The organism is Pseudoduganella sp. R-34, from assembly GCF_049904655.1.
Classification (GTDB): domain Bacteria; phylum Pseudomonadota; class Gammaproteobacteria; order Burkholderiales; family Burkholderiaceae_D; genus Rugamonas.
The window spans coordinates 2,630,173-2,651,997 of sequence record NZ_CP184572.1; the positions used below are offsets into that span (position 1 = coordinate 2,630,173).

A 21,825-nucleotide genomic window follows, 5' to 3' on the forward strand; every position below is an offset into this window, starting at 1 on the left:
AGAAAAAGGGGCTTGTTAGCTGGACACTAGTGCCCGGAACACCCACCTCACAAAGGAGAAGCGTCATGAAATTCACCCAGAAATTCGCTACTGCCGTGTTCATTGCCTCAACCCTCGGCCTGGCTGGCTGCGCCTCGACCCCCACCAAGGAAAGCGCCGGCGAATATATCGACGACGCCGCCCTGACCACCAAGGTCAAGGCCAGCATCTTCAACGAGCCATCGCTGAAGTCGACTGAAATCAATGTCGAGACCTTCAAAGGCACCGTGCAGCTGAGCGGCTTCGTGGCCCAGCCTGCCGACATCACCCGCGCCGGCGAAATTGCCCGCGGCGTGAAAGGTGTCAAGGAAGTCAAGAACGACATCCGCGTCAAATAAACGCGGGTGGCATGGCTCATGCGCCTGGCGCAGACCATCCTTGCCACCGTCGCCTTCCTGTACGCCTTGCAGTGGGGCCGGGGTTTCCTCGTGCCCCTGCTGCTTGGCATCCTGCTGGCCTACACGCTGAACCCGCTGGTGGCCTGGCTGGAACGCGTGCGCGTACGGCGTGCGCTGGGCACGACGCTTGTCACTTGCGCCATCCTGGGGGGCGGTGCGGTGACGGCGGAGAAAGTGCACGTCGAATTTTCCAACATCATCGAAGAACTGCCCGATGCGGGGCGCAAACTGTCGCGCCTGGTGGCCTCGACCACCAGCGGCAAGGACAGCACGCTCAAGCGCATCCAGGATGTCGCCACCCAGATCGAGCAGGCGACCGCTGGCAAGCCTGCCACGCCGCCGCGCAAAGCGATCGCCGTGGTCACGCAGGATGGCGGGCATATCAAGGTGATCGACTGGGTCTGGGCCGGTTCGCGCGGCCTGCTGTCTTTCCTGAGCCAGGCCACCATGGTGGTGTTCCTGGTGTTCTTCCTGCTGCTGTCCGGCGACACCTTCAAGCGCAAGCTGGTCAAGCTGGCCGGGCCTTCGCTGACGCGCAAGAAGGTCACGCTGCAGATCCTCGACGAGATCAACAGTTCGATCCAGGGCTATATGTTCATGCTGCTGGTGACCAATGTGCTGCTGGCGCTGCTGATGTGGCTGGCCCTGCATTTCATCGGGGTGGAAAACGCCGGCGCCTGGGCCATCGTGGCGGGGCTGCTGCACCTGATGCCTTATTTCGGCCCGCTGCTGATTGTCTGTGCGCTCAGCGTCGCCTCTTACCTGCAATCGGAATCGCTGCAGATGGTGGCGCTGGTGGCGCTGGCCTCGATCGCCATCGCGACCCTGGTCGGCACCGTCATTGCCACCTGGATGACCGGGCGCATCGCGCGCATGAATGCCGCCGCGGTGTTCGTCAGCCTGCTGTTCTGGGGCTGGCTGTGGGGCGTGTGGGGCTTGCTGCTCGGCGTGCCGGTGGTGGTGATCGTCAAGGTCGTGGCCGAGAAGGTCGAGGGCATGGAAGTGGTCGCCGAGCTGCTGGGCGAGTAGGCGGGGAATGCTGCCGCTATCTGAGCGTATCCATTCGGGGGCTGCCGTGCCGGTGGCGCAGGCTGCCCAGCTGGAGCGCATACTGGCGCGCAAATTCGGCGCCGAGGAAGAACACCTGGGCCGAGTAATAGACCCACAGCAGGACCGCGATCAGGGAGCCGGCGGCGCCGAAGCTGTCGGTCACGCCGCTGTTGCCGATGTAGACGCCGATGCCGTATTTGCCCAAGGTGAACAGGGCCGCGGTGCCGAAGGCGCCAATCACCACGTCGCGCCATGACAGCCTGACGCGCGGCAGCATCTTGTAGATCACGGCAAACAGGGCGGAAATCACGAAGAAACTGATGACGTGGTTGAGGATGGTCAGCAGCAATGCGGCATCCTGCCAGTAAGCGCCCATTTTCTTTTCGACGAGGGCGAGGGCGGCGCTGACCACCAGCGAAACCAGCAGCAGGAAGCCGAGCACCAGCACCATGCCGAAGGATAGCAGGCGCGTGCGTACGGTATCCCAGATGCCGCCGCCTTGCGCAGGTGGCAATTGCCAGATTTCGTCGAGGCTGCCTTTCAGTTCGGTGAACACGCTGGTGGCGCCAAACAGCAGCAGGGCGCCGGCCACGAGGGTGGCGATCATGCCTTGTGTTTCATTGCTGGCGCCAGAGAGGATCAGCTGGATCGCTTCCGCGCCCTGGCTGCCAACCAGGCCGCGCAGCTGGAAGAACAGTTCCCCCTGGGCCGCCTCCTTGCCGTAGAACAGGCCGGCTATCGCGATCACCAGCACCAGGATCGGCGCCAGCGAAAACAGGGTGTAGAAGGCGAGCGCGGCCCCTTTGCTGCTGGCGCGGTGCTCGAGCCATTCGGTGATGGCGCACCAGCCAACGGCAGGCAGCTTCTTGGCGATGTGGGGAAAGCGTCTCCAGCCCATGAGCCGAGTGTACGTCCGGCGCGGCCAGGCTGACGGTGCGCCGGGGCACAAAAAAAGGGGCCCGCAGGCCCCTTCCATACCGCGTTGGCAGTGATTACTTCACGCGGCGTTCCGCGGTCACATTGTCGATTTCAACGCGACGGTTTGGTTCCAGGCACTTGATCAGGTCGGCGCGCTTCATCTTCTTGTCGTTGCACTGTACCACTGGCTGGGACTTGCCCTTGCCTTGCGCGGTCAGGCGGGATGCATCAACACCCTTGCTGACCAGGTAGGTCTTGACGGCTTCGGCACGACGCTCGGACAGCTTCTGGTTGTACTTGTCCGAACCCAGGCGGTCGGTGTGGCCGGTGATGACCACGTTGTTGACCGACTTGTCTTCGTTCAGCAGCTTGGCCATGTCGTCCAGCTTAGGCTGTTCCGGCGCCAGGTTGGCGCTGTCGAAGGCGAACAGTTCGTTGGCGGACATGGTGACTTTTTCGAACTTCGGTGCTGGTGGCGGAGGCGCCACTGGAGCGGCGACTGGCGCCGGGGTTGGCTCAGGCGCCACGACTGGCGCCACCGGTGCAGGCGGTGGCGCTGGCTGTGGCGCTGGGCCCAGCAGGTAGTTCAGCGAGAACATCAGGTATTTGTTGTTCGATTTCGAGTTGTCGAACTCGTTGCCGCGGATGAAGCCGTGCACATTGCGCAGGTCAGCTTGCAGGAACAGGCGGTCGGTGATGTTCGACTGCAGACCTACGCCAACGGAGACGAATGGGGAATTGCGCTTTGGCTCAGCAACGCTGTTCGCTGCGGTGAACACGTCGCGTTCCATGCCGGCACCAACCAGCAGGAATGGACGCACCGTCTTACGGGTCAGCATGTACAGGCCGTCAACGCCCAGGGTCTTCTGGCCGTAGCGGGAGCCGAACTTCTTGGTGGCAGCGTGGGTGGCGTTGAATTGCAGGTCCCACTGTTCATTCAGGGCTTTACCCAGTTTCAGGCCGTAGGCACCGTCGTATTTGTCGATGCCCCAGTCGCCGTCAGGGCGGAACGCGCCAGCGCCAGCGCCGACGTACCAGTTCTGGTTGAGCAGGGTGTCCTGCGCCGAAGCGGCGAACGAAGCCGACAACATCGCAGCGGCGATGGCGATATTCTTAATCTTATTCACTAGAAAACTCCCGTTGTTTGAGTAGCAAAGTCGCAAAAAAAAGTTGCGCGACTCCCTTTCCCAGCGGTGATACATTGCTGTGGGTTCAGTTTAGGCGGCGTTAACCGTCAGTATCCGTGCGTTGGCGCACATTTGGCTTGAAGTATAGCAATCACGTGGCATTTATACAACATATACCATAATTCACTATTGAAATTTCGTCAGGCCGCCACCTAAACGGGGATAGGTGGCGGTCGGTTGACAGACTGACTATTTCTTTTCAGGCTCAGGCGGCGGCGTCTGCGGCTGCACGATGACGGTGTCGCCGGCCTTGCCTGGCTCGCCTTGCGGACCAGGGGTGCCAGGTTCGCCTTTCGGGCCTTCCGGCCCCGGCGGACCCGGCACGACCGCTGGCGGCGGCGCCGGTTCCACCGTGGGCGGCGGATTATTGGTGACGGTCTTTTCGCAGGCGGTCAGGCCCACCAGGGCCAGGGCTGCGAGCAGGACTGGATATTTCATGGTCGTTCCTCTCTGGTTGGTTGATGCCGGCTCCAGCATAGGCCGCTGTCGGGTTGCGCCTCTGTTCGGGAACACACACAGGAAATCAGGGTCCAAGCTCCTGACGCAGCAGAGATTGGCAAATAACCAATGTTTGTTCGTTTGTATGTTCGTTGCCGCACAGACCGATGAGTCGCAGGCAGGGCACTCTGGAGCCTGCGAATCCACCCTGGCATCTACAAGGAGTGTTCAAATGCACGCAATCAGAGAATCGTCCCATGGCCTCGAAATCGAAGCTACCGCAGAGCTGCCGGCACCGTTGCCGGCTGTGCCGTCCCGTCCACGCCTGGCGCTTGTCGAGCGTCCCGGTCCCGTGACGGAGCGCAAAGCCCTGTCGCTGGCCCCGATCGAGCGCGTCCGATCCACCTCGGCGACCCTGCGCCGCATCGAAAATATGCAGAAACTGGTGGCGGAATTACAAAACCACGAAATGCTGGCTGACGAAATCGCCTGGTTCCTGAAATTTTCCCCATCCGGCGCCCGTAAATATATCCGCGACCTGCGCGAAGCCGGCGTGATCGAACTGGCCCGTTATATCGAAGGCACGGCGACCTACCTGGGCAAGGCTGTCTACCAGCTGACCCCGGATGCCGAACGCGTGCAAGCCTTCCTGGCCGCGATCGCCCAGCCCAAGCGCGAAGGCGCGCCGCCGCGCAAGGAGCGCCCCAGCCTGCGCGAACAGAGCATGGCCGGAAATGGCCGTCACTTCCATATCCTGGCAGATGACACCCATTACGCCATCCGCGTCAACCGCGGCCCGGTCCAGCGCGACCCCCTGGTGGCAGCGCTGTTTGGCGCCCCGAGCTCCCTGCAAAAGGCCATGCCTTAAGCCGGAACAGTGATAAGCTTCCATCAATGGCATGTTGAAATGCCATTGACCAGCCCCATCTGTGGCGGAACGAGTTCTGTTATGGACGGCATCATGGACGCTTGGGTTTTGCTTATCTTGACGGCGCTGGGCATCGCGGCGCCGATCGTGTATCCACGCTGGACCTTGCGGCGGGCGCTGGCCCGGCCGCTGGCAGCCGCCGAGCAGGCTATGCTCGAGCGCAGCATGCCTTTCTACCGCCAACTGGCGCCGGACTTGCAGCGCCAGTTGCAGCGCATGGTGGTGCAATTCCTGCACCAGAAAAAATTCGTCGGTTGCGCCGGCCTCGAGGTGAGCGAAGAGATGCGCATCACCATCGCCGCCCAGGCTTGCCTGCTGTTGCTGAACAAGCCGAGCAAGGTCTACAGCGCCTTGCACACCATCCTGGTCTATCCGGGCGCCTTTGTCGCCAACCGCGACGAAGTGGGGGCGGGCGGCGTGATCACGCCGGCGCGCCGGCAGATGCTGGGTGAATCCTGGAGCGATGGCCGCATCGTGCTGTCCTGGGACGATGTCGCGCGCGGCACGCTGGATTGGCAGGGCGGAAACAACGTCGTGCTGCATGAGTTCGCCCACCAGCTCGACAGCGAATCGGGCAGCAATAACGGCGCACCCTATCTTGGCAGCCCGGACAGCTATCGCAGCTGGTCGGAAGTGCTGTCGCGCGACTACGCCAACTTGCGCCATGCTGCCTGGCTGGGCCGGCAGGATAGCGTGCTGGACCATTACGGTGCGACCAGTCCTGCCGAGTTCTTTGCCGTGGCGACGGAAACCTTCTTCACGCGGCCGTGGCAACTGGCCGAGCGCCATGCCGCCTTGTATGGCGAGCTGCAAAAGTATTACCGGGTCGATCCGCGCGACTGGTTGGCCGCACCGCCGCCGCCAGCGCCCGAACCAGCCTTCCTGTCGATGCCAATGCCTGTGCGGTCGTTCGCCTGGGCCGACTGGTAAGGAGACTCAAAGGCGCCCATGGAATTCGAAGACTTCGATTTCATCACCAGCGAAGCGCCGGCCCGCGCCAGCGAACCGGCCGATCCGCTGCAGCGCCTGAAATACCTGGTCGACAATACCCCGGCCATCATCTACAGCACCGTGCCAAGCGGCGACTTCAAGATGACCTTCGTCAGCGCCAACGCGCTCAACGTGCTGGGCTACCGGCCGGAAGACATGGTGGCCGACCCCAATTTCTGGTTCGACCATATCCACCCCGACGATGCGCCGAACATCTTCTCCAGCCTGGCGCAGATCTTTACCGAAGGCGAGAAGGCCTACGAATACCGTTTCCGTACCGCCGATGGCCGCTACCTGTGGATGCATGACCAGTTGCGCCTGATTCGCGACGAGCAGGGCGCGCCGCTGGAGGTGATTGGCTCGCTGACGGACATTACCGACCGCAAGCAAATGGAAGAGACCCTGGTGCAGGCCCAGAACATGGCCTCGATCGGCCAGCTGGCGGCGGGCGTGGCGCACGAAATCAATAACCCGGTCGGTTTTGTCACCTCCAATATCGGCACCCTGAAAAGCTATGCCGACACCCTGTTCGAACTGGTCGAGCACAGCACCACGGCGGAGCAGCGCAGCGCGGCCGATTTCGAGTTCATGAAGGAAGATACGGAAGCCTTGCTGCGCGAGTCGATGGATGGCCTGCGCCGCGTGCGCGACATCGTGCAGGCGCTGAAAGACTTCTCGGAAGCCGGCGACAGCCAGTGGCAGCAGACCGACCTGCATGAGGGTCTGGAGAGCACGCTCCATGCGCTGGCCAATGAGCTGCGCTTCAAGGCCAAGGTGGACAGGCATTATGGCAAGCTGCCGCTGGTGCGCGGCTTGCCGGGCCAGTTGAACCAGGTATTCCGCAACATCCTCATGAATGCCATCCAGGCCATCCCCGGCGAAGGCATCATCCGCATCGTCACCAGCGCCGACCGCGAGGCCGTGCATGTGCGGATCCAGGACAACGGCGTCGGCATCCCGCCCGAGAATCTGGGCCGTATTTTCGATCCCTTCTTCACCACCAAGCCGGTGGGCAGCGGCACCGGGCTGGGGCTCTACCTGGCTTACGGCGCCGTCAACAAGCACGGCGGCCGCATCAATGTGATCTCCGAGCCCGGCAAAGGCTCGGCATTTACCGTGGTCCTGCCACTGCGCTCCGCTGAACCCAGATAGGCAGGCGGTGGCCGCTCTTTTTCTCGAAGTCCTGCAACTGCTGGATCATGCGCTCATTGAGCACGTGGTCGGAGGCCAGCAGCATCAGGCCATCGCGGCTGACGACGTCACGCGCGAGCACCATGCCGGGCACCAGTTCGCCCGACAGCAATTCGACGTCGGTGCTTTCCGCCACGCCGCGCACGCCGCCGTCGACCACCTGGCGGAAGGCTTGCACCACTTGCGGGTCATAGCGCTTGCCGCTGCCATCCATGACCAGCGACTTGGCTTCTTCCGGCTTCAGGTGGCGCTGCACCAGGGCGCCTTGCTGCAGGTTGAAGTAATCGATCGCCAGCGTCAGGATGCGCGAGCCGATCGGGATCGCAAAGCCCGCCAGCCGGTCCGGGAAGCCCTGGCCGTCGAAGCGCTCCATCTGGTGCCGCACGATGGCGGCGACGCCGGCCATGTCGGTCAGCGGCATCAGCAACTGCGCGCCGGAAACAGGATGCTTGCGGAACAGCGCCAGGTCGGCGCCGTGCAGCATGGTCATCGGGGTGCGCAGCATCTCGTCGGAAAAGCCGATGCGGCCAAGGTCGTGCAGCAGGGCGGCGATGAAGATATCCTGCACCTCGTTCATGTCGAGCTTGAGCTGGGTCGCCATCTTGCGCGCCAGGTCGGCCACCTGGCGCGTCTGGCCGGTCTGGCCGGTGCCGCGCGCTTCGGCGATGCTCGACAGGATCTTGATCGTGGTCAGGAAGTTGGCCTTGAGCTGGCGCGTACGTTCCTCGACCTTTTGCTCCAGGCCGGCGTTGAGCGACTTCAGTTCCTCGTTCTGCTTCAGGGTCAACGCTTCCAGGCGCTGCTTTTCCAGCTCGAGCTGGTGGCGTTCCAGCGCGTGGCGCACGATCAGCAGGATGTCGTTGTCGTCCCAGGGCTTGGTGATGTAGCGGTAGATCTCGCCGCAGTTGATGGCGTCCTGGATCGACTGCACGTCGGAATAACCGGTCAGCAGCAGGCGCACGGTATTGGGCCAGCGCTCGCGCACCTGGGCCAGGAAACGCGCGCCGTCCATTTCCGGCATGCGCATGTCCGAGATCACCAGGTCGACCGGCTGCTGCGCCAGCAGCTCGAGCCCCTGCGCGCCGCTGATGGCCGTCAGCACCTCGTAGCCTTTGCCGCGGAACAGGCGGCGCAGGGAAGAGAGGATGTTCGGCTCGTCGTCGACACACAGGATGGTCATCATGGGGTGGCTTCCTTCTGCTCGTTGGGAGGTCGCTTCTTGGGTAGGGTGACGCGGAAAGTGGTGCCCTGGCCGAGGGCAGAATCGACCTCGATCCGGCCGTGGTGCTTTTGCACGATGCCGTAGGACAGGGACAAGCCCAGGCCGGTTCCCTTGCCGACTTCCTTGGTGGTGAAGAAGGGGTCGAAGATGCGGCCCAGGTTTTCCGGCGCGATGCCGGCGCCGTTGTCGGAGACGCTGAACCAGACGTGATCGCCGTCGCAGCCGGTGCGGATCTCGATGCGGCCGCGCATGGAACCGATGGCGTGGGCGGCGTTGACCAGCAGGTTCATCACCACCTGGTTGATTTGCAGCGGCAGGCATTCGATGTCGGGGATTTCGGCGTATTCGCGCACCACGTCGGCCTTGTACTTGATTTCGTTGCTGACGATGTTGAGGGTGGAGTCGATGCCCTGGCGCAGGTCGGCCCAGACCCATTCCTGCTGGCTGTCGACGCGCGAGAAGTCCTTCAGGTCTTGCACGATATGGCGCACGCGCACGATGCCTTCCTTCGATTCCTGCATCAGGGTCGGGATATCGGTGCGCAGGAAGCCCAGCTCCACCTGGTCGCGCATGGCGCGCAGCCGGGCCGCGACGGCCGGATCCACGATCGCCGCCTCGGCTTCCTGATAGGCGTCGAGCATGGAGAACAGGCTGTCCAGGTAACTTTGCAGGGTGCCGAAATTGGAAAAGATGTAGCCGATCGGATTATTGATTTCGTGCGCCACCCCGGCCGCCAGCTGGCCAATGGAGGCCAGCTTGTCGGACTGCACCAGCTGCTGCTGGGTGCGACTCAGGGTTTCATTGAGCTCGGTCAGTTCGATATTGCGGCGCCGCAGCTCCTCTTCGGCGCTCTGGCGCTGGCGGATGTCTTCGGCCAATTGGGCGGTGCGCTGGCGCACGGTCTGCTCCAGGTTGTCGTGCGCGCGGCGCAGGGCGTTTTCCGCCACGCGCCGCTCGGTCACGTCGCGCAGGCTCTGGATTGCGCCGACCAGCTTGCCGTCATGCCCGCGCAGCGGCGCTGCCGTCGATTGCAGCCAATGCCCGGCCGCGCCGAGGTTGGGGAAGAAGTCCTCTTCCTCGTAGGCGCCGTCGATCAGCGAAGACGGCTTGTATTTGTCGCGGAAATTGCGGTCGGTGGCCGGATCGATGTTATCGACGATCAGGTCGGCCAGCAGGGGGCGCGGCTTGGTATAGAAAGCTTGCCAGTGCTGGCGGGTGCCCACCATTTCGTGCGTGCCCCAGCCCAGCAGGTGTTCGCAGGCCTTGTTCCAGTGGGTGATGACGTGGTCGGTATCGATGACGAAGGTCGCAACGGGGTGACCGTCCAGCAATTCGGACAGGGCGCGTTCGACAGACCTTTCGACGTGGAAGCTGCTCATGTCAAAGTGGCATCTGGTGTGGACGGTCTGATTATACGGCGGGAAATAGAAAAGGTGCGCGTGCGATAGCTAACAGTCATAAAGGCCAGGCTTGGGCAGGCTAGGGCTTTTGGGAGGAACCGCCATGGCCACCATCATTGCAGGACATTTCCAGTTGCAGGAAACCGCGCTCGAGGTATGCGAAGCGTTCAAGGCTGCCGGTTTCGCTGCCGGCAGCGTATCGACCTTCTTCAACAACCCGCCCGGGCAGCACAATGTGATTCCGACCGGCGGCGACCGCCCCGAGTCGCCGGGCGCGCAGCAAACCCCGGAGGCGGTGGCCAAGGGCGAAGTGACCGGCGCGGCCATCGGCGCCGCGGCAGGGGCGGCCACCATTCCCTTGACCGGGCCGCTGGGCCCGGTGCTGGGCGGCCTGGTCGGCGCCCACGTGGGCTCGCTGTACAGCTTTTCCGAACTGAAGGAGAAGAACGAATCGGGGCCGCCGCCACGCCGCTCCGGCATGATGGTTGCCGTGGCAGTCGACGGCGGGCAAGAGGCGCGGGCGATCGAGCTGATGCGCCAGCAGGGCGCGGAAAAAATCGAGCGCGCCCAAGGCATTATCGAGAACGGCGACTGGAAGGATTTTGATCCCTTGTCAGTCCCACAATTTGTTTGAGCGCCCTGTTGCGGAATGCAAACGCCCCCTGTGCGAAAAGTAATTTTCGGTATGATAGTTGCTACAATAAAAGCAGCGAACTAGACGTGGATCATGACCACGGCGTGCCGTCCAGTACATCATCTGCCACAAGAGCTATCGCTTTGTTCTGAGGGGGAGAGGGCCAATGACACAGGCATGGGTAGTCCTTTCGCGGCCGGATCGCCGCGATATTTCGGCGCCGACCGAAGCCCAACTGGTGGCGGCACTGTCGGATGTGTACGGCGGCAAGATCCACGGCCCCGATGGCATTCCCGGCAGCGCCACCCTGAAGTTCGGCTATGACGACGGCCTGATGTACCAGGTCGAAGTCGGCCAGGACGGCGCCGTACGCTACGAGGAGTGGTCGGACCGCGATTGCGAAATTGCGCTCGCCACGCCGCGCCATATGAGCTGCAAGCAGGAAGATGCATTGCAAATCTGGAAGTGGCTGGCGCTGCGCCAGGTCGCCAAGATTCGCAGCCAGGCCTGGCTCTCCGAGGGATGATGGCGCGCTCAATGCGACATCAGCAGCGGCAGCGTCATCGCGTCGAGCACGTTGCGCGTGACGCCGCCCAGCAGCGTTTCGCGGAAGCGCGAATGGCCGTACGCCCCCATCACCAGTAAGTCGCAATCGCGCTCGCCGGCCAGGGCCAGCAGCTGTTCGCCCACGTTGCCGGGGCGCTTCAGCAGGCCCAGGCGTTCGCTCTGGGCCAGCACCAGTTTCGCCATCACGCCGTGCCGCTCCAGCCAGGCCAGCACGTCGGTGCCGGGCGGATCGCCGAAGACGCCGGGACGCGCCTCGGCATCGACAATCGCCACCGTCACGCGGTCGGCGCGGCGCAGCAGGGGCAGCGCATCCTGCAGTGCGCGCCCGGCTTCGCGGCTGGCATTCCAGCCGACCAGGATGTGGCGCGCCGGCGCCGGGCCGCCCGGGCTGGCCACGCCATCGCTGCTGACGGCAATGGCAGACGAGGTGCGGGCGGCAAAGGGCATGACCAGCACCGGCTTGCCGCTGCCGGCCAGCACTTCGGCCGGCACGTCGGGACCGCGCCCGTTCGGCGCGAGCTGGCCGACGATCACCAGGTCGGCATGGCGCGCCATCAGGCTCAGGCCGGCGGCCGGTTCATCGTCGAGGATGCGCTGTTCGAACGATTGCACGCCCAGCGCCTGCAGGCGCGGCGCGAAGTCGGCCAGCGCATGGCTGGCCCGCTCGCGCAGGATGTCGAGGTGGCGTGCCAGATTGGGATCGTTGTCGTCCACCGTTTCGTTCTGGTACAGGAAGCGCGAAATGCCGGTGGTGGCGACGCCGATGACGTGGGCGCCTTCCTGCAGCGCCAGTTCGCCGGCCAGCAGGATGCGCGCTGCGCTATGGGGCGCTTCATCGACGTGCACCAGGATAGTTTTGTAGGCCATGGCTTTTTCTCAGCGCAGGGCCGCCGTCGCTTTCTCCAGCCGCGTCTGGCACGCGATGCACAGCGGTGCTTCGGGCCGCGCATTCAGGCGCGAGAAGGGGATCTCATTGCCGCAATTGTCGCACAAGCCGTAGCTGCCTTCGTCGATCTTGGCCAGGGCGTGGCGGATACTGCTGAGCTGTGCCTGCTTGTGTTCGTCGGCTTCCAGTTCGAGCTGGTTGAGGGTGCGATTGCTGGCGCTGTCTGCCGGCGAGGTTTCGATTTCCTCCACCGCCGGGACGCGCGCCAGCTCGCCGTCCATGCGGCCGGCAAGCTGCTGCAAAAGTGCTAGCTTGCGTTGCTCCAGCGCGGCTTGCAATGATGCAAGCTGATCCGGCGACAGGCCCATGGCGGTCTCCACGAATTCATTGTTCGGAAGACCATTGTATGCCTGCTGCGTTAATTACGCACTCTCGCGTGCATGGCGTGCGGCCAGCTGTTTTTTCAGGCTCTCCAGCGGCGCTGCCAGGTGTTCGGGCCGGGCCGCGGCAATCGCTGCCGCCACGGCCAGCAAGTCGGCGCTGATGCCGGCCAGTTCCTTGACGCGCTCGATGCGGCGGATGGTTTCGCGTGCTTCGCTGGCCAGCCGCAGCAGTTCGGGCAGGGTGACGCCCATGCCTTCCAGCGAATGGCTGGCGGCATCGACGTACAGGCTGTTGGCCTGCTGGCGCAGCGCCACTTCGTTTTCGAACAGGGCCTGGGCCGCGCCGTGCGTCAGCGGCGCGCCTGCGCCCTTGCCGTTGTTGCCCTCCAGCCGTTGCTGCTGGCGGATGCCGCGCATGATGCGCTCGTGCAGTTCGTCGGCGCTGGCGGACAGGCTGTCGGCCAGCGTTTCCAGGTCGTGCGGCAGGGCGGCGGTCAGGCTCATGGCTGGGCTCCTTGGGCGGTGGCAGGCGGGATGGCGGACGATGCGCTGCCGGCGGTGTCGGTCGCAGGCAGCGGGTCGAGGCCGCGGTACAGGGCGGCGTGGCGTTCGCGGATGGCATCGATGTTTTGCGCCGCCAGCGTGTGGCGCAGGCCGAGCAGGCGGTATTCCTTCAACTTTTCCTGCTGGTGCGCGCGGGCCAGGGCGGCCAGCAGGCGGTCGCGCGGCGCGTCGGCATAGGGAATTTCCACCGCCAGCATGCCGAGCACGATGCGCTGCTCGTTGTCGTGGTTCTTGTTGAAGTAACGCAGCAGGGTGTGCATGGCGTCAAGCGTGCCTTGCAGCGGCTCGTACCCTTCGCGCAGCATGGCTTGCACGGCCTGGTCCTGTTCGCGTGCCGTGGCGCTGCGCAGCAGCAGGCGCACCAGGCCGGCATAGGCGTTGACATGGCGGTCGCTCAGGCCGGTTTCGGGCCAGGCCTTGATGCTTTGCGACATTTGCTTGACCTGGTCGCCGTAATGGAAGGTGTCGCCGCTGGCCAGGGCGCCCAGGGCACGCAGGTAGGTGGTGGCGGCGCTGTGCAGGGCGATGAAATCGGGATAGGCGTCGTGGCGCTTGCGGTCGATCGCTTCCTCGCGCTGGACGGCTGCGGCGCTGAGGTAGGGCTGCTCGCGCTGGAAGGTATCGCGGAAGCGTTGGCTCAGGTCGTTGAATCCGGCCAGCTTGGGCGCGTCGTCGGCAAGGGCGCGCACCTCCCGCAGGCGCGGATTGCTGGCGCAGGCGGCCAGTAGCAGGCACAACAGGATGCACAGGTAGCGTTTCATGGCGGGTCTCCTCGGGCGGCAGAGACCATCTTGCACCTCGGCGCAGCGGGCGCGTTTGCGCCAGCGCAAAGGTCAGGCGCGCAGGTAGGGCGTGGCCCAGGCCAGGCTGTCTTCGGTGCGCGCGCCAGGCAGGTACTCGCAGCCGATCCAGCCCCGGTAGCCGAGCTCGTCGAGCAGGCTGAACAGGAAAGGATAGTTGATCTCGCCCGTGCCCGGTTCATGGCGGCCCGGCGTGTCGGCCAGTTGCATGTGGCGGATATGGGGCAGGCAGGCGCGGATGGTGTTGGCCAGCTCGCCCTCCATGCGCTGCATGTGGTAAATGTCGTACTGCAGGAACAGGTTGGGGCGCGCGGCGTCGGCCAGGGTCTCGAGCGCCTGGCGGCTGTGGTTCAGGAAATAGCCGGGAATGTCGAAATGGTTGATCGGCTCGATCAGCACCTCAATGCCATGCGGCGCGAACTGGTCGGCGGCGTATTGCAAGGCGCGGATATACGCCTCGCGTGCACGTTCCGGCGCCAGGCCGCCGGGCAGGATACCGGCCATGCAATGCACGCGCGGCGTGTCCAGCTCCCTCGCGTATTCCAGGGCGAGGCCGACGCTATCCTGGAATTCCTCGAAGCGGCGCGGATCACAAGCCATGCCGCGCTCGCCCGCTTGCCAGTCGCCGGGCGGCAGGTTGTGCAGCACCAGTTGCAGCTGGTGGCGCTGCAAGCGTTCCTTGATGTCGTCGGAATCGAAGGCGTAGGGGAAAAGGAATTCCACGCCCTTGAAGCCTGCCGCATGCGCCAGCCCGAAGCGCTCGATGAAGGGCGCTTCGGTGAACAGCATGGACAGGTTGGCAGCGAACTGTGGCATGCCCGCGATTATAGCGGGCCTGGCCTGGTTCAGCGTGGAGGGCGGTTGCGCGGGGCGTTGGATGGGCGCGAGCCGCTTGGGCTGCCGCCTGGACGGGCGTCGCGGCGGATGCCGGCCGGGGCTGCTGCGCGCGGGGCGCCGCCGTTGCCGCTGGCAGCCACGCGTGGCTTGCCCTGGCCATTCTGGCTGCGGTTGCCGCCGCCGTTTCCGCCATTGCCGTTGCCGCCAGGGCGTGGGGGGCGATTCGTATGGCGGCCGACACCGCTGCGCAGCTGGATCGGCTGCGCCTTGGCGTTCGGGTCCGGCTCGAAGCCCGGGATGATTTCGCGCGGCAGCGTGACCTTGATCAGGCGTTCGATATCGCGCAGCATGACGTGTTCGTCCACGCACACCAGGGACACTGCTTCGCCCTTGGCGCCGGCGCGGCCGGTGCGGCCGATGCGGTGCACATAATCTTCCGGCACGTTCGGCAGGTCATAGTTGACCACGTGCGGCAACTGGTCGATGTCGATGCCGCGCGCGGCGATATCGGTGGCGACCAGGCATTGCAGCGTGCCATCCTTGAACTCGGCCAGCGCGCGGGTACGCGCGGTCTGGCTCTTGTTGCCGTGGATCGCCATGGCTTTCACGCCGTCCTTGCCCAGTTGCTCGACCAGCTTGTTGGCGCCGTGCTTGGTGCGGGTGAAGACCAGTACCTGGGTCCAGGCGTGGGTGCGGATCAGGTGCGACAGCATCGGGTGCTTCTTGTCGCGGTCGACCGGATGGATCTTCTGCGAGATGATTTCCACCGTCGAATTGCGGCGCGCCACTTCGATGGTCTTCGGGTTGTCCAGCAGGCCGTCGGCCAGGGCCTTGATCTCGTCGGAGAAGGTGGCCGAGAACAGCAGGTTCTGGCGCTTCGGCGGCAGGGCGGCCAGCACTTTGCGGATATCGCGGATGAAGCCCATGTCCAGCATGCGGTCGGCTTCGTCCAGGATCAGGATCTCGATCTTGTCGAGGTTGACGGTGCCCTGGCCCATGTGGTCCAGCAGGCGGCCTGGCGTGGCCACCAGGATGTCGACGCCGTGCTTGAGCAGCTTGATCTGCGGGTTGATGCTGACGCCGCCGAAAATCACGGCCGAATTCAGCTTGGTGTATTTACCGTAAGTCTTGACGCTTTCCTCCACCTGTGCCGCCAGTTCGCGGGTCGGGGTCAGGATCAGGGCGCGGATCGGGCGCGGCGAAGTATTGTTGACCAGTTTGCTGCCGAAAGCGTCGGTGGACAGGCGGTGCAGAACGGGCAGCGTGAAGCCGGCAGTCTTGCCGGTACCGGTCTGGGCGCCTGCCAGCAGGTCGCCGCCATTCAGTACGGCAGGAATGGCCTGGCCCTGGATCGGGGTTGGGGCTGTATAGCCGGTTTCGGCGACCGCGCGCAGAATGGCATCGGACAAGCCGAGATCGGAAAAGTTCATAGTTATTATATAAATTATGTGGAAATTATTGCCATACGGAAACGTCGGCCCTGTGCGGAGTATAGCAGCAAGTCCGATTCATTGACGCACGGCAATAACAAAAGAGGCCCCGCAGGGCCTCGTTTGTGGCGGTTTTGGGCTTGTTTTTATGCAAATTCTGCCAGCAGGCCAACCATCTGGCCGAACACCTTTGGCGAGGCCGCGATGATGTGGCCGGTGTTCATATAGTTCGATTCGCCGTTGAACTCGCCGGCGATGCCGCCCGCTTCGGTCACCAGCAGGGCGCCGGCCGCGATGTCCCATGGCTTGAGGTTCTTTTCGTAGTAGCCATCCAGGCGGCCGCAAGCGACGTAGGCCAGGTCCAGGGCGGCGGAGCCGGCGCGGCGGATGCCGTGCGAGCGCTCGGCCATGATGGTGAACATCTTGGCGAATTCAGCGATGGCGGCCGGGCTGCCTGGCTTGTAGCCGGAAGCGAGCAGGGCGCCGCTGATACGGTCGAGCTTGTTGACGCGGATGCGCTTTTCGTTGAGGTAGGCGCCAGCGCCCTTGGTGGCGGTGAACAGGTCGTTGTGTACCGGGTCGTAGACCACGGCCTGGGTCACGACGCCTTTTTGCTGCAGGGCGATAGAGATGCAGTACTGTGGGAAGCCGTGCATGAAGTTGGTGGTGCCGTCCAGTGGATCGATGATCCACACGTATTCGCTCTCGTCATTGACGGTGCCGGTCACGCCGGATTCTTCGGCGAAGATGGCGTGGTCGGGATAGGCTTTCAGCAGCACTTCGATGATGGCCTGTTCGGCGGCCTGGTCAACATCAGTGACGAAGTCATTGTGTTGTTTTTCAGTTACGTTCACGCGATCCAGGTCGAAGGATGCGCGGTTGATCACAGCGGCGCCACGGCGCGCGGCCTTGATGGCCGTATTCAGCATTGGGTGCATACTAGCTTCCGTAAAATAGACATTGCCGCCCACGGAAACGCTTCGCGCTTCCGGCAGCGGAAATGATGACAAGATTGAAAAAGAGCGGCGCGTTGTGCGGGCAGAGTAAAATGCGGCCCAACGCAGAATCCCGCTATTGTAAATGAAGCAGACCGAAACCGCACCTTCCGCCTTCCACCGCCTCCGGGTCGTCCTGGTGGAAACCAGCCGCCCCGGCAATATCGGATCGGTGGCGCGCGCCATGAAAACCATGGGTTTTTCCGACCTGGTGCTGGTCAATCCGCGCTTCGAAGGGGCCTGCGAGCATGAGGAAGCGGTGGCCTTTGCCTCCGGCGCGCAGGATATCCTGTCGTCGGCGCGGGTGGTGGGCAGCATGGCCGAAGCGCTGGAAGGGATCAACTTCACGGCGGCCGTGTCGGCGCGGCTGCGCGAGTTTTCGCCGCCGGTGGTGACGCCGCGTGAATTTGCCGGCCAGCTGGCGGCCGGGGCGGAGCTGAACGCGGCCCTGATCTTCGGCAATGAGCGCTTTGGCCTGCCGAATGAGATTGTCGAACCTTGCAATGTGCTGGTGAATATCCCGGCCAATCCCGACTATTCCTCGCTCAACCTGGCGCAAGCGGCCCAGGTCCTGGTGTATGAATGCCGCATGGCGGCGCTCGACGGGCAGCGTGCGGCCAGCCCGGTCGGTTTCCACGGCGAAGCGGCCAGCGCGGCCCAGATCGACGGCATGTACGAGCACCTGGAGCAGGCGCTGGTCGAGGTCGGCTTTCTCGACGCCAGCAATCCGCGCAAGCTGATGCCCCGCCTGAAGCGCATGTTTGCGCGCGCCGGGCTGGAAACGGAAGAAGTCAATATCCTGCGCGGCATTGCGCGCCAGATGCAGGTGCGCAGCCGCAGGGATTAGAGGTCTTTCTCTAGTCGGGGCGCAGCGGCGTCCTTAGAATCCCCCTATAACTATTAAGAGGGGACTAGATGCAACGCAGATCATTCTTGAAGGCTGGGCTGCTGGGCGGCCTGGCGCTGGTCGCCGGCGGGGCCGTGTACCGGCAACTCCGTCCGGCCGTGGCCGAGCGTTTTGCGCTCGATGCCGAGGGCCGCACCATGCTGGCGGCGCTGATTCCGGCCATTACCGGCGTCGCGCCCGACGCGGCAGCGCTGCAGGCGGCAATCGACCGCGTCGGCGCGGCCATCAATGGGCTGCCGCTGCGCGTGCAGAAGGAAATCAGTGACCTGTTCGGCTTGCTGAACATGGCACCCACGCGCCGCCTGCTGGCTGGCGTGCCGGCCTGGCCGGAGGCAAGCCCCGAGCAGGTGGCGGCCTTCCTGGAGGGGTGGCGCACCCATCGCACCGAGATGCTGCAGACGGCCTACCATGGCTTGCATGACCTGGTGCTCGGCGCCTGGTATGCCGAATCGTCGACCTGGGCGGCCATCGCCTATTCCGGCCCGATGAAGGAGTTGAGCGCATGAGCAGCCCGATTCCAGATCCGATCCAGGCCGGCATCGCCGCCGGCTGGCAAGTCATCGATGCCTCCACCTTGCAGCAGGACCGCAGCTTCGACGCCGACGTGGTCGTGGTCGGCACGGGCGCGGGCGGCGGCGTGACTGCGGAAATCCTGGCGCAAGCCGGCCTGAAAGTGCTGATGGTGGAAGAGGGCGCGCTGAAATCGTCGAAGGATTTCAAGATGCGCGAGGCCGATGCCTATCCTTCCCTTTACCAGGATTCCGCCGCCCGCAAGACCGCCGACAAGGCGATCAACATCCTGCAGGGCCGCACCGTCGGCGGCACCACGGTGGTCAACTGGACATCCAGCTTCCGCACGCCGGCCGACACGCTGGGCTGGTGGCAGTCGAAATACGGCCTGCGCGACTATAGTGTGGAAGGCATGGCGCCCTGGTTCCAGAAAATGGAAGAGCGCCTGCACATCAGCGACTGGCCGACCCCGCCGAACGCCAACAATGACTTGCTGCGCACCGGCGCCGACAAGCTGGGCATCAAGACCGCCCTGATCCGGCGCAACGTCAACGGCTGCTGGAACCTGGGCTATTGCGGCATGGGCTGCCCGACCAATGCCAAGCAGTCGATGCTGGTGACGACCATTCCGTCCGCGCTGGAAAAAGGCGCCGTGCTGCTGACGCGTGCCCGCGCCGAGCGCTTCACGCTGGCGGGCGGCCATGCCACCTCGCTCGAGTGCGCGGCGCTGACTGCGGATGGCATGGAACCGACGGGCCGCCGCCTGACGCTCAAGGCGCGCCATTTCGTGGTCGCGGGCGGCGCCATCAACTCGCCGGCGCTGCTGCTGCGCTCCGATGCGCCCGATCCGCAGCAGCTGCTTGGCCAGCGCACCTTCCTGCATCCGGTGGTGGTGTCGATGGGGCTGTACCCGCAAGCGGTGGAAGCCTTCAACGGCGCGCCGCAGACCGTCTATTCCGACCATTTCCTGCATACCCAGGCGCTGGACGGCCCCATGGGCTACAAGCTGGAAGTCGCGCCGCTGCATCCGGTGCTGGGCGCGACCACGCTGGCGGGCTACGGCCCGTCCCATGCCAACCTGATGAAGCGCTTTGCCAACGTGCAGGGCATGCTGGCGCTGCTGCGCGACGGCTTCCATCCGGAAGCGGCCGGCGGCCGCGTGACGCTGCACAGCGACGGCTCGCCGCGCCTGGACTATCCGTTGACGCCTTACTTCTGGGAAGGCGCGCGCCGCGCCTTGCTGACCATGGCGGAAATCCAGTTCGCCGCCGGCGCCGACGGGGTAGGCCCGGTGCACGAACTGGTGCGTCAGCCCTACAAGAACTGGGATGAGGCGCGCCAGGCCATTGCCGTGCTGCCGATGCAAAAGCTGCTGACGCGCGTCGTCTCGGCCCACGTCATGGGCGGTTGCGCGATGACGGGCGATGCCGCCACCGGCGTCGTGGCGCCGGACGGGCTGTATCGCGGCATCGGCAACCTGTCGGTGCACGACGGCTCGCTGTTCCCGACCTCGATCGGCGCCAATCCGCAGCTGTCGATCTATGGCGTCGCGGCCCGGCTGGCAAGCGGCCTGGCCGAGCGCCTGGCAAGGAAGGCCTGACCAATGGTAAAACGCATGCTGCTGATGATCATGGCCACGCAAGTGGCCGTTGCGATCGTCATCGCATGGGCGTTATCGCGCCTGGTGCCGGCCGATGTGGCGCTGCTGCTGGCGGTGATTGTTGTGCTATTGGTACGCCTGGCGATCACGGCCAACAATTTCCGCATGACGCTGCGGCCGCTGCCGGAAGAGGCGCACCTGGGCCTGCTGCAACGCTTGCAACTGTTCTTTCACGAGTATGCGTCCACCATGGCCGTGACGTCTTGGCATATGTTGCGCCACCAGCCGAGCATGCATATTGCAAGGACGCCGCGCGGCTTGCCGGTGCTGCTGGTGCACGGCTATGGCGCCAACGGCGGCTTCTGGGTCCACCTGGCCGAGCAGCTGGAAGAGCGCGGCTACAGTCATGCCACCGTGGATCTGGAACCGGTGTTCGGCGATATCGAAGACTTTGCCGTGCAGCTGGAGCAGGGCGTGCAGGCGCTGCTGGCTGCCAGCGGCAGCGGGAAGGTCATCATCGTGGCGCACAGCATGGGCGGGCTGGTGGCGCGCGCCTGGCTGCGCCGCTTCGGCGCCGCGCATGTGGCGCGCATCATCACGCTGGCTACGCCGCACCACGGCACCGACCTGGCGCACCTTGGGCCGGGCCACAACGCGCGCCAGATGCAGCGCAATGCCGAATGGCTGGCGCAGCTGGATGCCGCCGACCGCAACCGGCGCGGCCTGTTCACCTCCATCTACTCCTGGCACGACAACATCATCGCGCCGCAGGATTCCTGCCACCTGCCCGGCGCCCGCAATATCGCACTGCATGGAATCGGCCATGTCGGCATGGGCCGCCATCCAGCGATCGCAAGCCACATTCTTGCGGAGATTTTGGGTATCACTTAGACTGTCTTGAGGCCAAGCAAGAAACGCTGCAATTTTGACCCTGGTTGGTTTCAATAAGAAAGCGGGACGATGGCGACAGACTACGGCAAGCTCGAAGAAACCCTGGAGGCCGAAGAGTGCTTTGGCAGCCTGCTCGAATCCATGCCGGATGCTATCGTGGTGGCCAACGAATCTGGCCGCATCGTGCTGGCCAACTGCCGCGCGGAAGACCTGTTCGACTACCTGCCGGGGGAAATGCGCGGCATGGCCCTGGAAGCCGTGCTGCCCAAGGGGCCGGAAGCCTGGGGGGCGCGCAAGGGCGGGGACAGGTTCGCGGCCGACGTGCGCAGCAGCCAGCTGGGCGCCGGCGCCAGCAGGCTGCAAGTCCATTCCGTACGTGATATCAGCGAACTGGCAAAGGCCAGCCAGGCCAAGGAGCGCTTCCTGGGCAGCATGTCGCATGAATTGCGCACGCCGCTGAATGCCATCATCGGTTTCACAGGCACGTTGCTGATGCAGCTTCCGGGTCCCTTGAATGCGGATCAGGAGAAGCAGCTGCGTACCGTGCAAGCCAGCGCGCGCCACCTGCTCGCCCTGATCAACGACCTGCTGGACTTTGCCAAGATCGGGTCGGGCAAGGTGGAGTTGAACGCCGAGCCGCTGAACTGCCGTGCCGTTGTCGAAGAGCTGGCGATGGCGTTCCGCCCGCAGGCAAAGCAGAAAGGGCTGGTGCTGCATTTCCGCGCGCCGGCGCAAGCCGTGATGCTGCGCACCGACCGCCGCGCCTTGCAGCAGATCCTGGGCAGCCTGTTGACTAACGCGATCAAATTTACCGAACGTGGCGAAGTCAGTATCGCCCTGGAACGCAGCGTGGCCGGGGGCAAGCCCGTGGTGCAGGTCAGTGTCAGCGACACCGGTACCGGCGTCACGGAAGACATCATGCAACAACTGGGCATTCGCCTGAGCCAGAAACTGGCGGCACTGTTGAACGGCTCGGTCCGGCATTTCGACAAACCTGGCAATGGCAGCATATTTGTGCTCACATTGCCGCTGGAATAGCGGATACTAGAGGCGATACATT

The 21,825-nt window shown here is 64.2% G+C and carries 24 protein-coding genes; 12 read left to right on the forward strand and 12 right to left on the reverse strand.

Going from position 1 to position 21,825, the window contains the following annotated elements; translation table 11 throughout:
- Positions 1-65 precede the first annotated feature (65 nt).
- Entirely contained in the window at positions 66-377 is a 312-nt protein-coding gene (locus ACN9MW_RS12140) for a BON domain-containing protein (RefSeq protein WP_426171004.1), read from the forward strand.
- 18 nt (positions 378-395) lie between these two features.
- Entirely contained in the window at positions 396-1,466 is a 1,071-nt protein-coding gene (locus ACN9MW_RS12145; protein ID WP_426171005.1) for an AI-2E family transporter, read from the forward strand.
- Positions 1,467-1,482: 16 nt separating this feature from the next.
- On the opposite strand, the gene ACN9MW_RS12150 is transcribed toward ACN9MW_RS12145, so the two are convergent.
- The 3 genes from ACN9MW_RS12150 to ACN9MW_RS12160 form a co-directional block, all read right to left on the reverse strand.
- Entirely contained in the window at positions 1,483-2,385 is a 903-nt protein-coding gene (locus ACN9MW_RS12150) for a YihY/virulence factor BrkB family protein (RefSeq protein WP_426171007.1), read from the reverse strand.
- A gap of 94 nt (positions 2,386-2,479) precedes the next feature.
- On the reverse strand, positions 2,480-3,532 hold the full coding sequence (locus tag ACN9MW_RS12155) for an OmpA family protein (protein ID WP_426171008.1): 1,053 nt from the start codon (positions 3,530-3,532) through the stop codon (positions 2,480-2,482).
- A 249-nt stretch (positions 3,533-3,781) separates the two neighbouring features.
- On the reverse strand, positions 3,782-4,030 hold the full coding sequence (locus tag ACN9MW_RS12160) for a hypothetical protein (RefSeq protein ID WP_426171010.1): 249 nt from the start codon (positions 4,028-4,030) through the stop codon (positions 3,782-3,784).
- A gap of 232 nt (positions 4,031-4,262) precedes the next feature.
- On the opposite strand from ACN9MW_RS12160, the gene ACN9MW_RS12165 reads away from it, so the two are divergent.
- The 3 genes from ACN9MW_RS12165 to ACN9MW_RS12175 all read left to right on the forward strand — a co-directional run bounded on the left by ACN9MW_RS12165 (position 4,263) and on the right by ACN9MW_RS12175 (position 7,100).
- Entirely contained in the window at positions 4,263-4,898 is a 636-nt protein-coding gene (locus ACN9MW_RS12165) for a winged helix-turn-helix domain-containing protein (protein WP_229210060.1), read from the forward strand.
- 93 nt (positions 4,899-4,991) lie between these two features.
- On the forward strand, positions 4,992-5,888 hold the full coding sequence (locus ACN9MW_RS12170; protein ID WP_426171011.1) for a zinc-dependent peptidase: 897 nt from the start codon (positions 4,992-4,994) through the stop codon (positions 5,886-5,888).
- Between the two features lie 18 nt (positions 5,889-5,906).
- Complete coding sequence (locus ACN9MW_RS12175; RefSeq protein WP_426171013.1) at positions 5,907-7,100, forward strand: ATP-binding protein; 1,194 nt, start codon at positions 5,907-5,909, stop codon at positions 7,098-7,100.
- Here ACN9MW_RS12175 and ACN9MW_RS12180 read toward each other — a convergent pair.
- The gene (locus tag ACN9MW_RS12180; protein WP_426171014.1) at positions 7,060-8,322 is read right to left on the reverse strand and encodes an HD domain-containing phosphohydrolase; all 1,263 of its coding nucleotides are present in this window, start codon (positions 8,320-8,322) and stop codon (positions 7,060-7,062) included. The two genes, ACN9MW_RS12175 and ACN9MW_RS12180, sit on opposite strands and share 41 nt — an antisense overlap.
- On the reverse strand, positions 8,319-9,740 hold the full coding sequence (locus tag ACN9MW_RS12185) for an ATP-binding protein (protein ID WP_426171016.1): 1,422 nt from the start codon (positions 9,738-9,740) through the stop codon (positions 8,319-8,321). The genes ACN9MW_RS12180 and ACN9MW_RS12185 overlap by 4 nt, the downstream gene beginning before the upstream one ends.
- 124 nt (positions 9,741-9,864) lie before the next feature.
- Here ACN9MW_RS12185 and ACN9MW_RS12190 point away from each other — a divergent pair, with 124 nt between their 5' ends.
- Positions 9,865-10,395, forward strand: coding sequence for a hypothetical protein (locus ACN9MW_RS12190; protein WP_426171018.1), 531 nt, complete (start codon positions 9,865-9,867; stop codon positions 10,393-10,395).
- A 166-nt stretch (positions 10,396-10,561) separates the two neighbouring features.
- The gene (locus tag ACN9MW_RS12195) at positions 10,562-10,921 is read left to right on the forward strand and encodes a hypothetical protein (protein WP_426171020.1); all 360 of its coding nucleotides are present in this window, start codon (positions 10,562-10,564) and stop codon (positions 10,919-10,921) included.
- A gap of 8 nt (positions 10,922-10,929) precedes the next feature.
- Here the strand turns inward: ACN9MW_RS12195 and ACN9MW_RS12200 are convergent, their stop codons facing one another.
- The 7 genes from ACN9MW_RS12200 to ACN9MW_RS12230 form a co-directional block, all read right to left on the reverse strand.
- Positions 10,930-11,829, reverse strand: a complete 900-nt coding sequence (locus ACN9MW_RS12200) for a universal stress protein (protein ID WP_426171021.1) — start codon at positions 11,827-11,829, stop codon at positions 10,930-10,932.
- A 9-nt stretch (positions 11,830-11,838) separates the two neighbouring features.
- Positions 11,839-12,216: a TraR/DksA family transcriptional regulator gene (locus ACN9MW_RS12205; protein ID WP_055934865.1), complete on the reverse strand. Its 378-nt coding sequence runs from the start codon at positions 12,214-12,216 to the stop codon at positions 11,839-11,841.
- 54 nt (positions 12,217-12,270) lie between these two features.
- Entirely contained in the window at positions 12,271-12,735 is a 465-nt protein-coding gene (locus tag ACN9MW_RS12210) for a hypothetical protein (protein ID WP_426171023.1), read from the reverse strand.
- On the reverse strand, positions 12,732-13,556 hold the full coding sequence (locus ACN9MW_RS12215) for a hypothetical protein (RefSeq protein WP_426171025.1): 825 nt from the start codon (positions 13,554-13,556) through the stop codon (positions 12,732-12,734). The genes ACN9MW_RS12210 and ACN9MW_RS12215 overlap by 4 nt, the downstream gene beginning before the upstream one ends.
- Before the next feature lie 72 nt (positions 13,557-13,628).
- Positions 13,629-14,411, reverse strand: a complete 783-nt coding sequence (gene otnI, locus ACN9MW_RS12220; protein WP_426171026.1) for a 2-oxo-tetronate isomerase — start codon at positions 14,409-14,411, stop codon at positions 13,629-13,631.
- A gap of 29 nt (positions 14,412-14,440) precedes the next feature.
- Positions 14,441-15,862 carry a DEAD/DEAH box helicase gene (locus tag ACN9MW_RS12225; protein ID WP_426171028.1) on the reverse strand — a complete coding sequence of 474 codons (1,422 nt, stop codon included), beginning with the start codon at positions 15,860-15,862 and terminating at the stop codon, positions 14,441-14,443.
- 146 nt (positions 15,863-16,008) lie between these two features.
- On the reverse strand, positions 16,009-16,791 hold the full coding sequence (locus ACN9MW_RS12230) for an inositol monophosphatase family protein (protein ID WP_426172179.1): 783 nt from the start codon (positions 16,789-16,791) through the stop codon (positions 16,009-16,011).
- A gap of 151 nt (positions 16,792-16,942) precedes the next feature.
- Between ACN9MW_RS12230 and ACN9MW_RS12235 the strand changes: the two genes are divergently transcribed.
- From ACN9MW_RS12235 to ACN9MW_RS12255, 5 genes are all read left to right on the forward strand, one after another.
- A complete protein-coding gene (locus tag ACN9MW_RS12235; RefSeq protein WP_426171030.1) occupies positions 16,943-17,704 on the forward strand; it encodes an RNA methyltransferase in 762 nt (253 codons plus the stop codon).
- A gap of 68 nt (positions 17,705-17,772) precedes the next feature.
- Complete coding sequence (locus ACN9MW_RS12240) at positions 17,773-18,270, forward strand: hypothetical protein (protein WP_426171032.1); 498 nt, start codon at positions 17,773-17,775, stop codon at positions 18,268-18,270.
- Positions 18,267-19,874: a GMC family oxidoreductase N-terminal domain-containing protein gene (locus tag ACN9MW_RS12245; RefSeq protein WP_426171033.1), complete on the forward strand. Its 1,608-nt coding sequence runs from the start codon at positions 18,267-18,269 to the stop codon at positions 19,872-19,874. The genes ACN9MW_RS12240 and ACN9MW_RS12245 overlap by 4 nt, the downstream gene beginning before the upstream one ends.
- A gap of 3 nt (positions 19,875-19,877) precedes the next feature.
- Positions 19,878-20,765 (forward strand): esterase/lipase family protein, encoded by an 888-nt coding sequence (locus ACN9MW_RS12250; protein WP_426171034.1) that lies wholly within the window; start codon positions 19,878-19,880, stop codon positions 20,763-20,765.
- 69 nt (positions 20,766-20,834) lie between these two features.
- Positions 20,835-21,803 (forward strand): PAS domain-containing sensor histidine kinase, encoded by a 969-nt coding sequence (locus tag ACN9MW_RS12255; protein ID WP_426171036.1) that lies wholly within the window; start codon positions 20,835-20,837, stop codon positions 21,801-21,803.
- Positions 21,804-21,825: the final 22 nt, after the last annotated feature.

Excerpts from the sequence above, each read along its gene's own strand:
- ACN9MW_RS12140 (WP_426171004.1), top strand. The coding sequence starts at position 66 with ATGAAATTCACCCAGAAATTCGCTACTGCCGTGTTCATTGCCTCAACC.
- ACN9MW_RS12145 (WP_426171005.1), top strand. The coding sequence starts at position 396 with ATGCGCCTGGCGCAGACCATCCTTGCCACCGTCGCCTTCCTGTACGCC.
- ACN9MW_RS12150 (WP_426171007.1), bottom strand. The coding sequence starts at position 2,385 with ATGGGCTGGAGACGCTTTCCCCACATCGCCAAGAAGCTGCCTGCCGTT.
- ACN9MW_RS12160 (WP_426171010.1), bottom strand. The coding sequence starts at position 4,030 with ATGAAATATCCAGTCCTGCTCGCAGCCCTGGCCCTGGTGGGCCTGACC.
- ACN9MW_RS12165 (WP_229210060.1), top strand. The coding sequence starts at position 4,263 with ATGCACGCAATCAGAGAATCGTCCCATGGCCTCGAAATCGAAGCTACC.
- ACN9MW_RS12170 (WP_426171011.1), top strand. The coding sequence starts at position 4,992 with ATGGACGCTTGGGTTTTGCTTATCTTGACGGCGCTGGGCATCGCGGCG.
- ACN9MW_RS12175 (WP_426171013.1), top strand. The coding sequence starts at position 5,907 with ATGGAATTCGAAGACTTCGATTTCATCACCAGCGAAGCGCCGGCCCGC.
- ACN9MW_RS12180 (WP_426171014.1), bottom strand. The coding sequence starts at position 8,322 with ATGATGACCATCCTGTGTGTCGACGACGAGCCGAACATCCTCTCTTCC.
- ACN9MW_RS12185 (WP_426171016.1), bottom strand. The coding sequence starts at position 9,740 with ATGAGCAGCTTCCACGTCGAAAGGTCTGTCGAACGCGCCCTGTCCGAA.
- ACN9MW_RS12190 (WP_426171018.1), top strand. The coding sequence starts at position 9,865 with ATGGCCACCATCATTGCAGGACATTTCCAGTTGCAGGAAACCGCGCTC.
- ACN9MW_RS12195 (WP_426171020.1), top strand. The coding sequence starts at position 10,562 with ATGACACAGGCATGGGTAGTCCTTTCGCGGCCGGATCGCCGCGATATT.
- ACN9MW_RS12200 (WP_426171021.1), bottom strand. The coding sequence starts at position 11,829 with ATGGCCTACAAAACTATCCTGGTGCACGTCGATGAAGCGCCCCATAGC.
- ACN9MW_RS12205 (WP_055934865.1), bottom strand. The coding sequence starts at position 12,216 with ATGGGCCTGTCGCCGGATCAGCTTGCATCATTGCAAGCCGCGCTGGAG.
- ACN9MW_RS12210 (WP_426171023.1), bottom strand. The coding sequence starts at position 12,735 with ATGAGCCTGACCGCCGCCCTGCCGCACGACCTGGAAACGCTGGCCGAC.
- ACN9MW_RS12215 (WP_426171025.1), bottom strand. The coding sequence starts at position 13,556 with ATGAAACGCTACCTGTGCATCCTGTTGTGCCTGCTACTGGCCGCCTGC.
- otnI (WP_426171026.1), bottom strand. The coding sequence starts at position 14,411 with ATGCCACAGTTCGCTGCCAACCTGTCCATGCTGTTCACCGAAGCGCCC.
- ACN9MW_RS12225 (WP_426171028.1), bottom strand. The coding sequence starts at position 15,862 with ATGAACTTTTCCGATCTCGGCTTGTCCGATGCCATTCTGCGCGCGGTC.
- ACN9MW_RS12230 (WP_426172179.1), bottom strand. The coding sequence starts at position 16,791 with ATGCTGAATACGGCCATCAAGGCCGCGCGCCGTGGCGCCGCTGTGATC.
- ACN9MW_RS12235 (WP_426171030.1), top strand. The coding sequence starts at position 16,943 with ATGAAGCAGACCGAAACCGCACCTTCCGCCTTCCACCGCCTCCGGGTC.
- ACN9MW_RS12240 (WP_426171032.1), top strand. The coding sequence starts at position 17,773 with ATGCAACGCAGATCATTCTTGAAGGCTGGGCTGCTGGGCGGCCTGGCG.
- ACN9MW_RS12245 (WP_426171033.1), top strand. The coding sequence starts at position 18,267 with ATGAGCAGCCCGATTCCAGATCCGATCCAGGCCGGCATCGCCGCCGGC.
- ACN9MW_RS12250 (WP_426171034.1), top strand. The coding sequence starts at position 19,878 with ATGGTAAAACGCATGCTGCTGATGATCATGGCCACGCAAGTGGCCGTT.
- ACN9MW_RS12255 (WP_426171036.1), top strand. The coding sequence starts at position 20,835 with ATGGCGACAGACTACGGCAAGCTCGAAGAAACCCTGGAGGCCGAAGAG.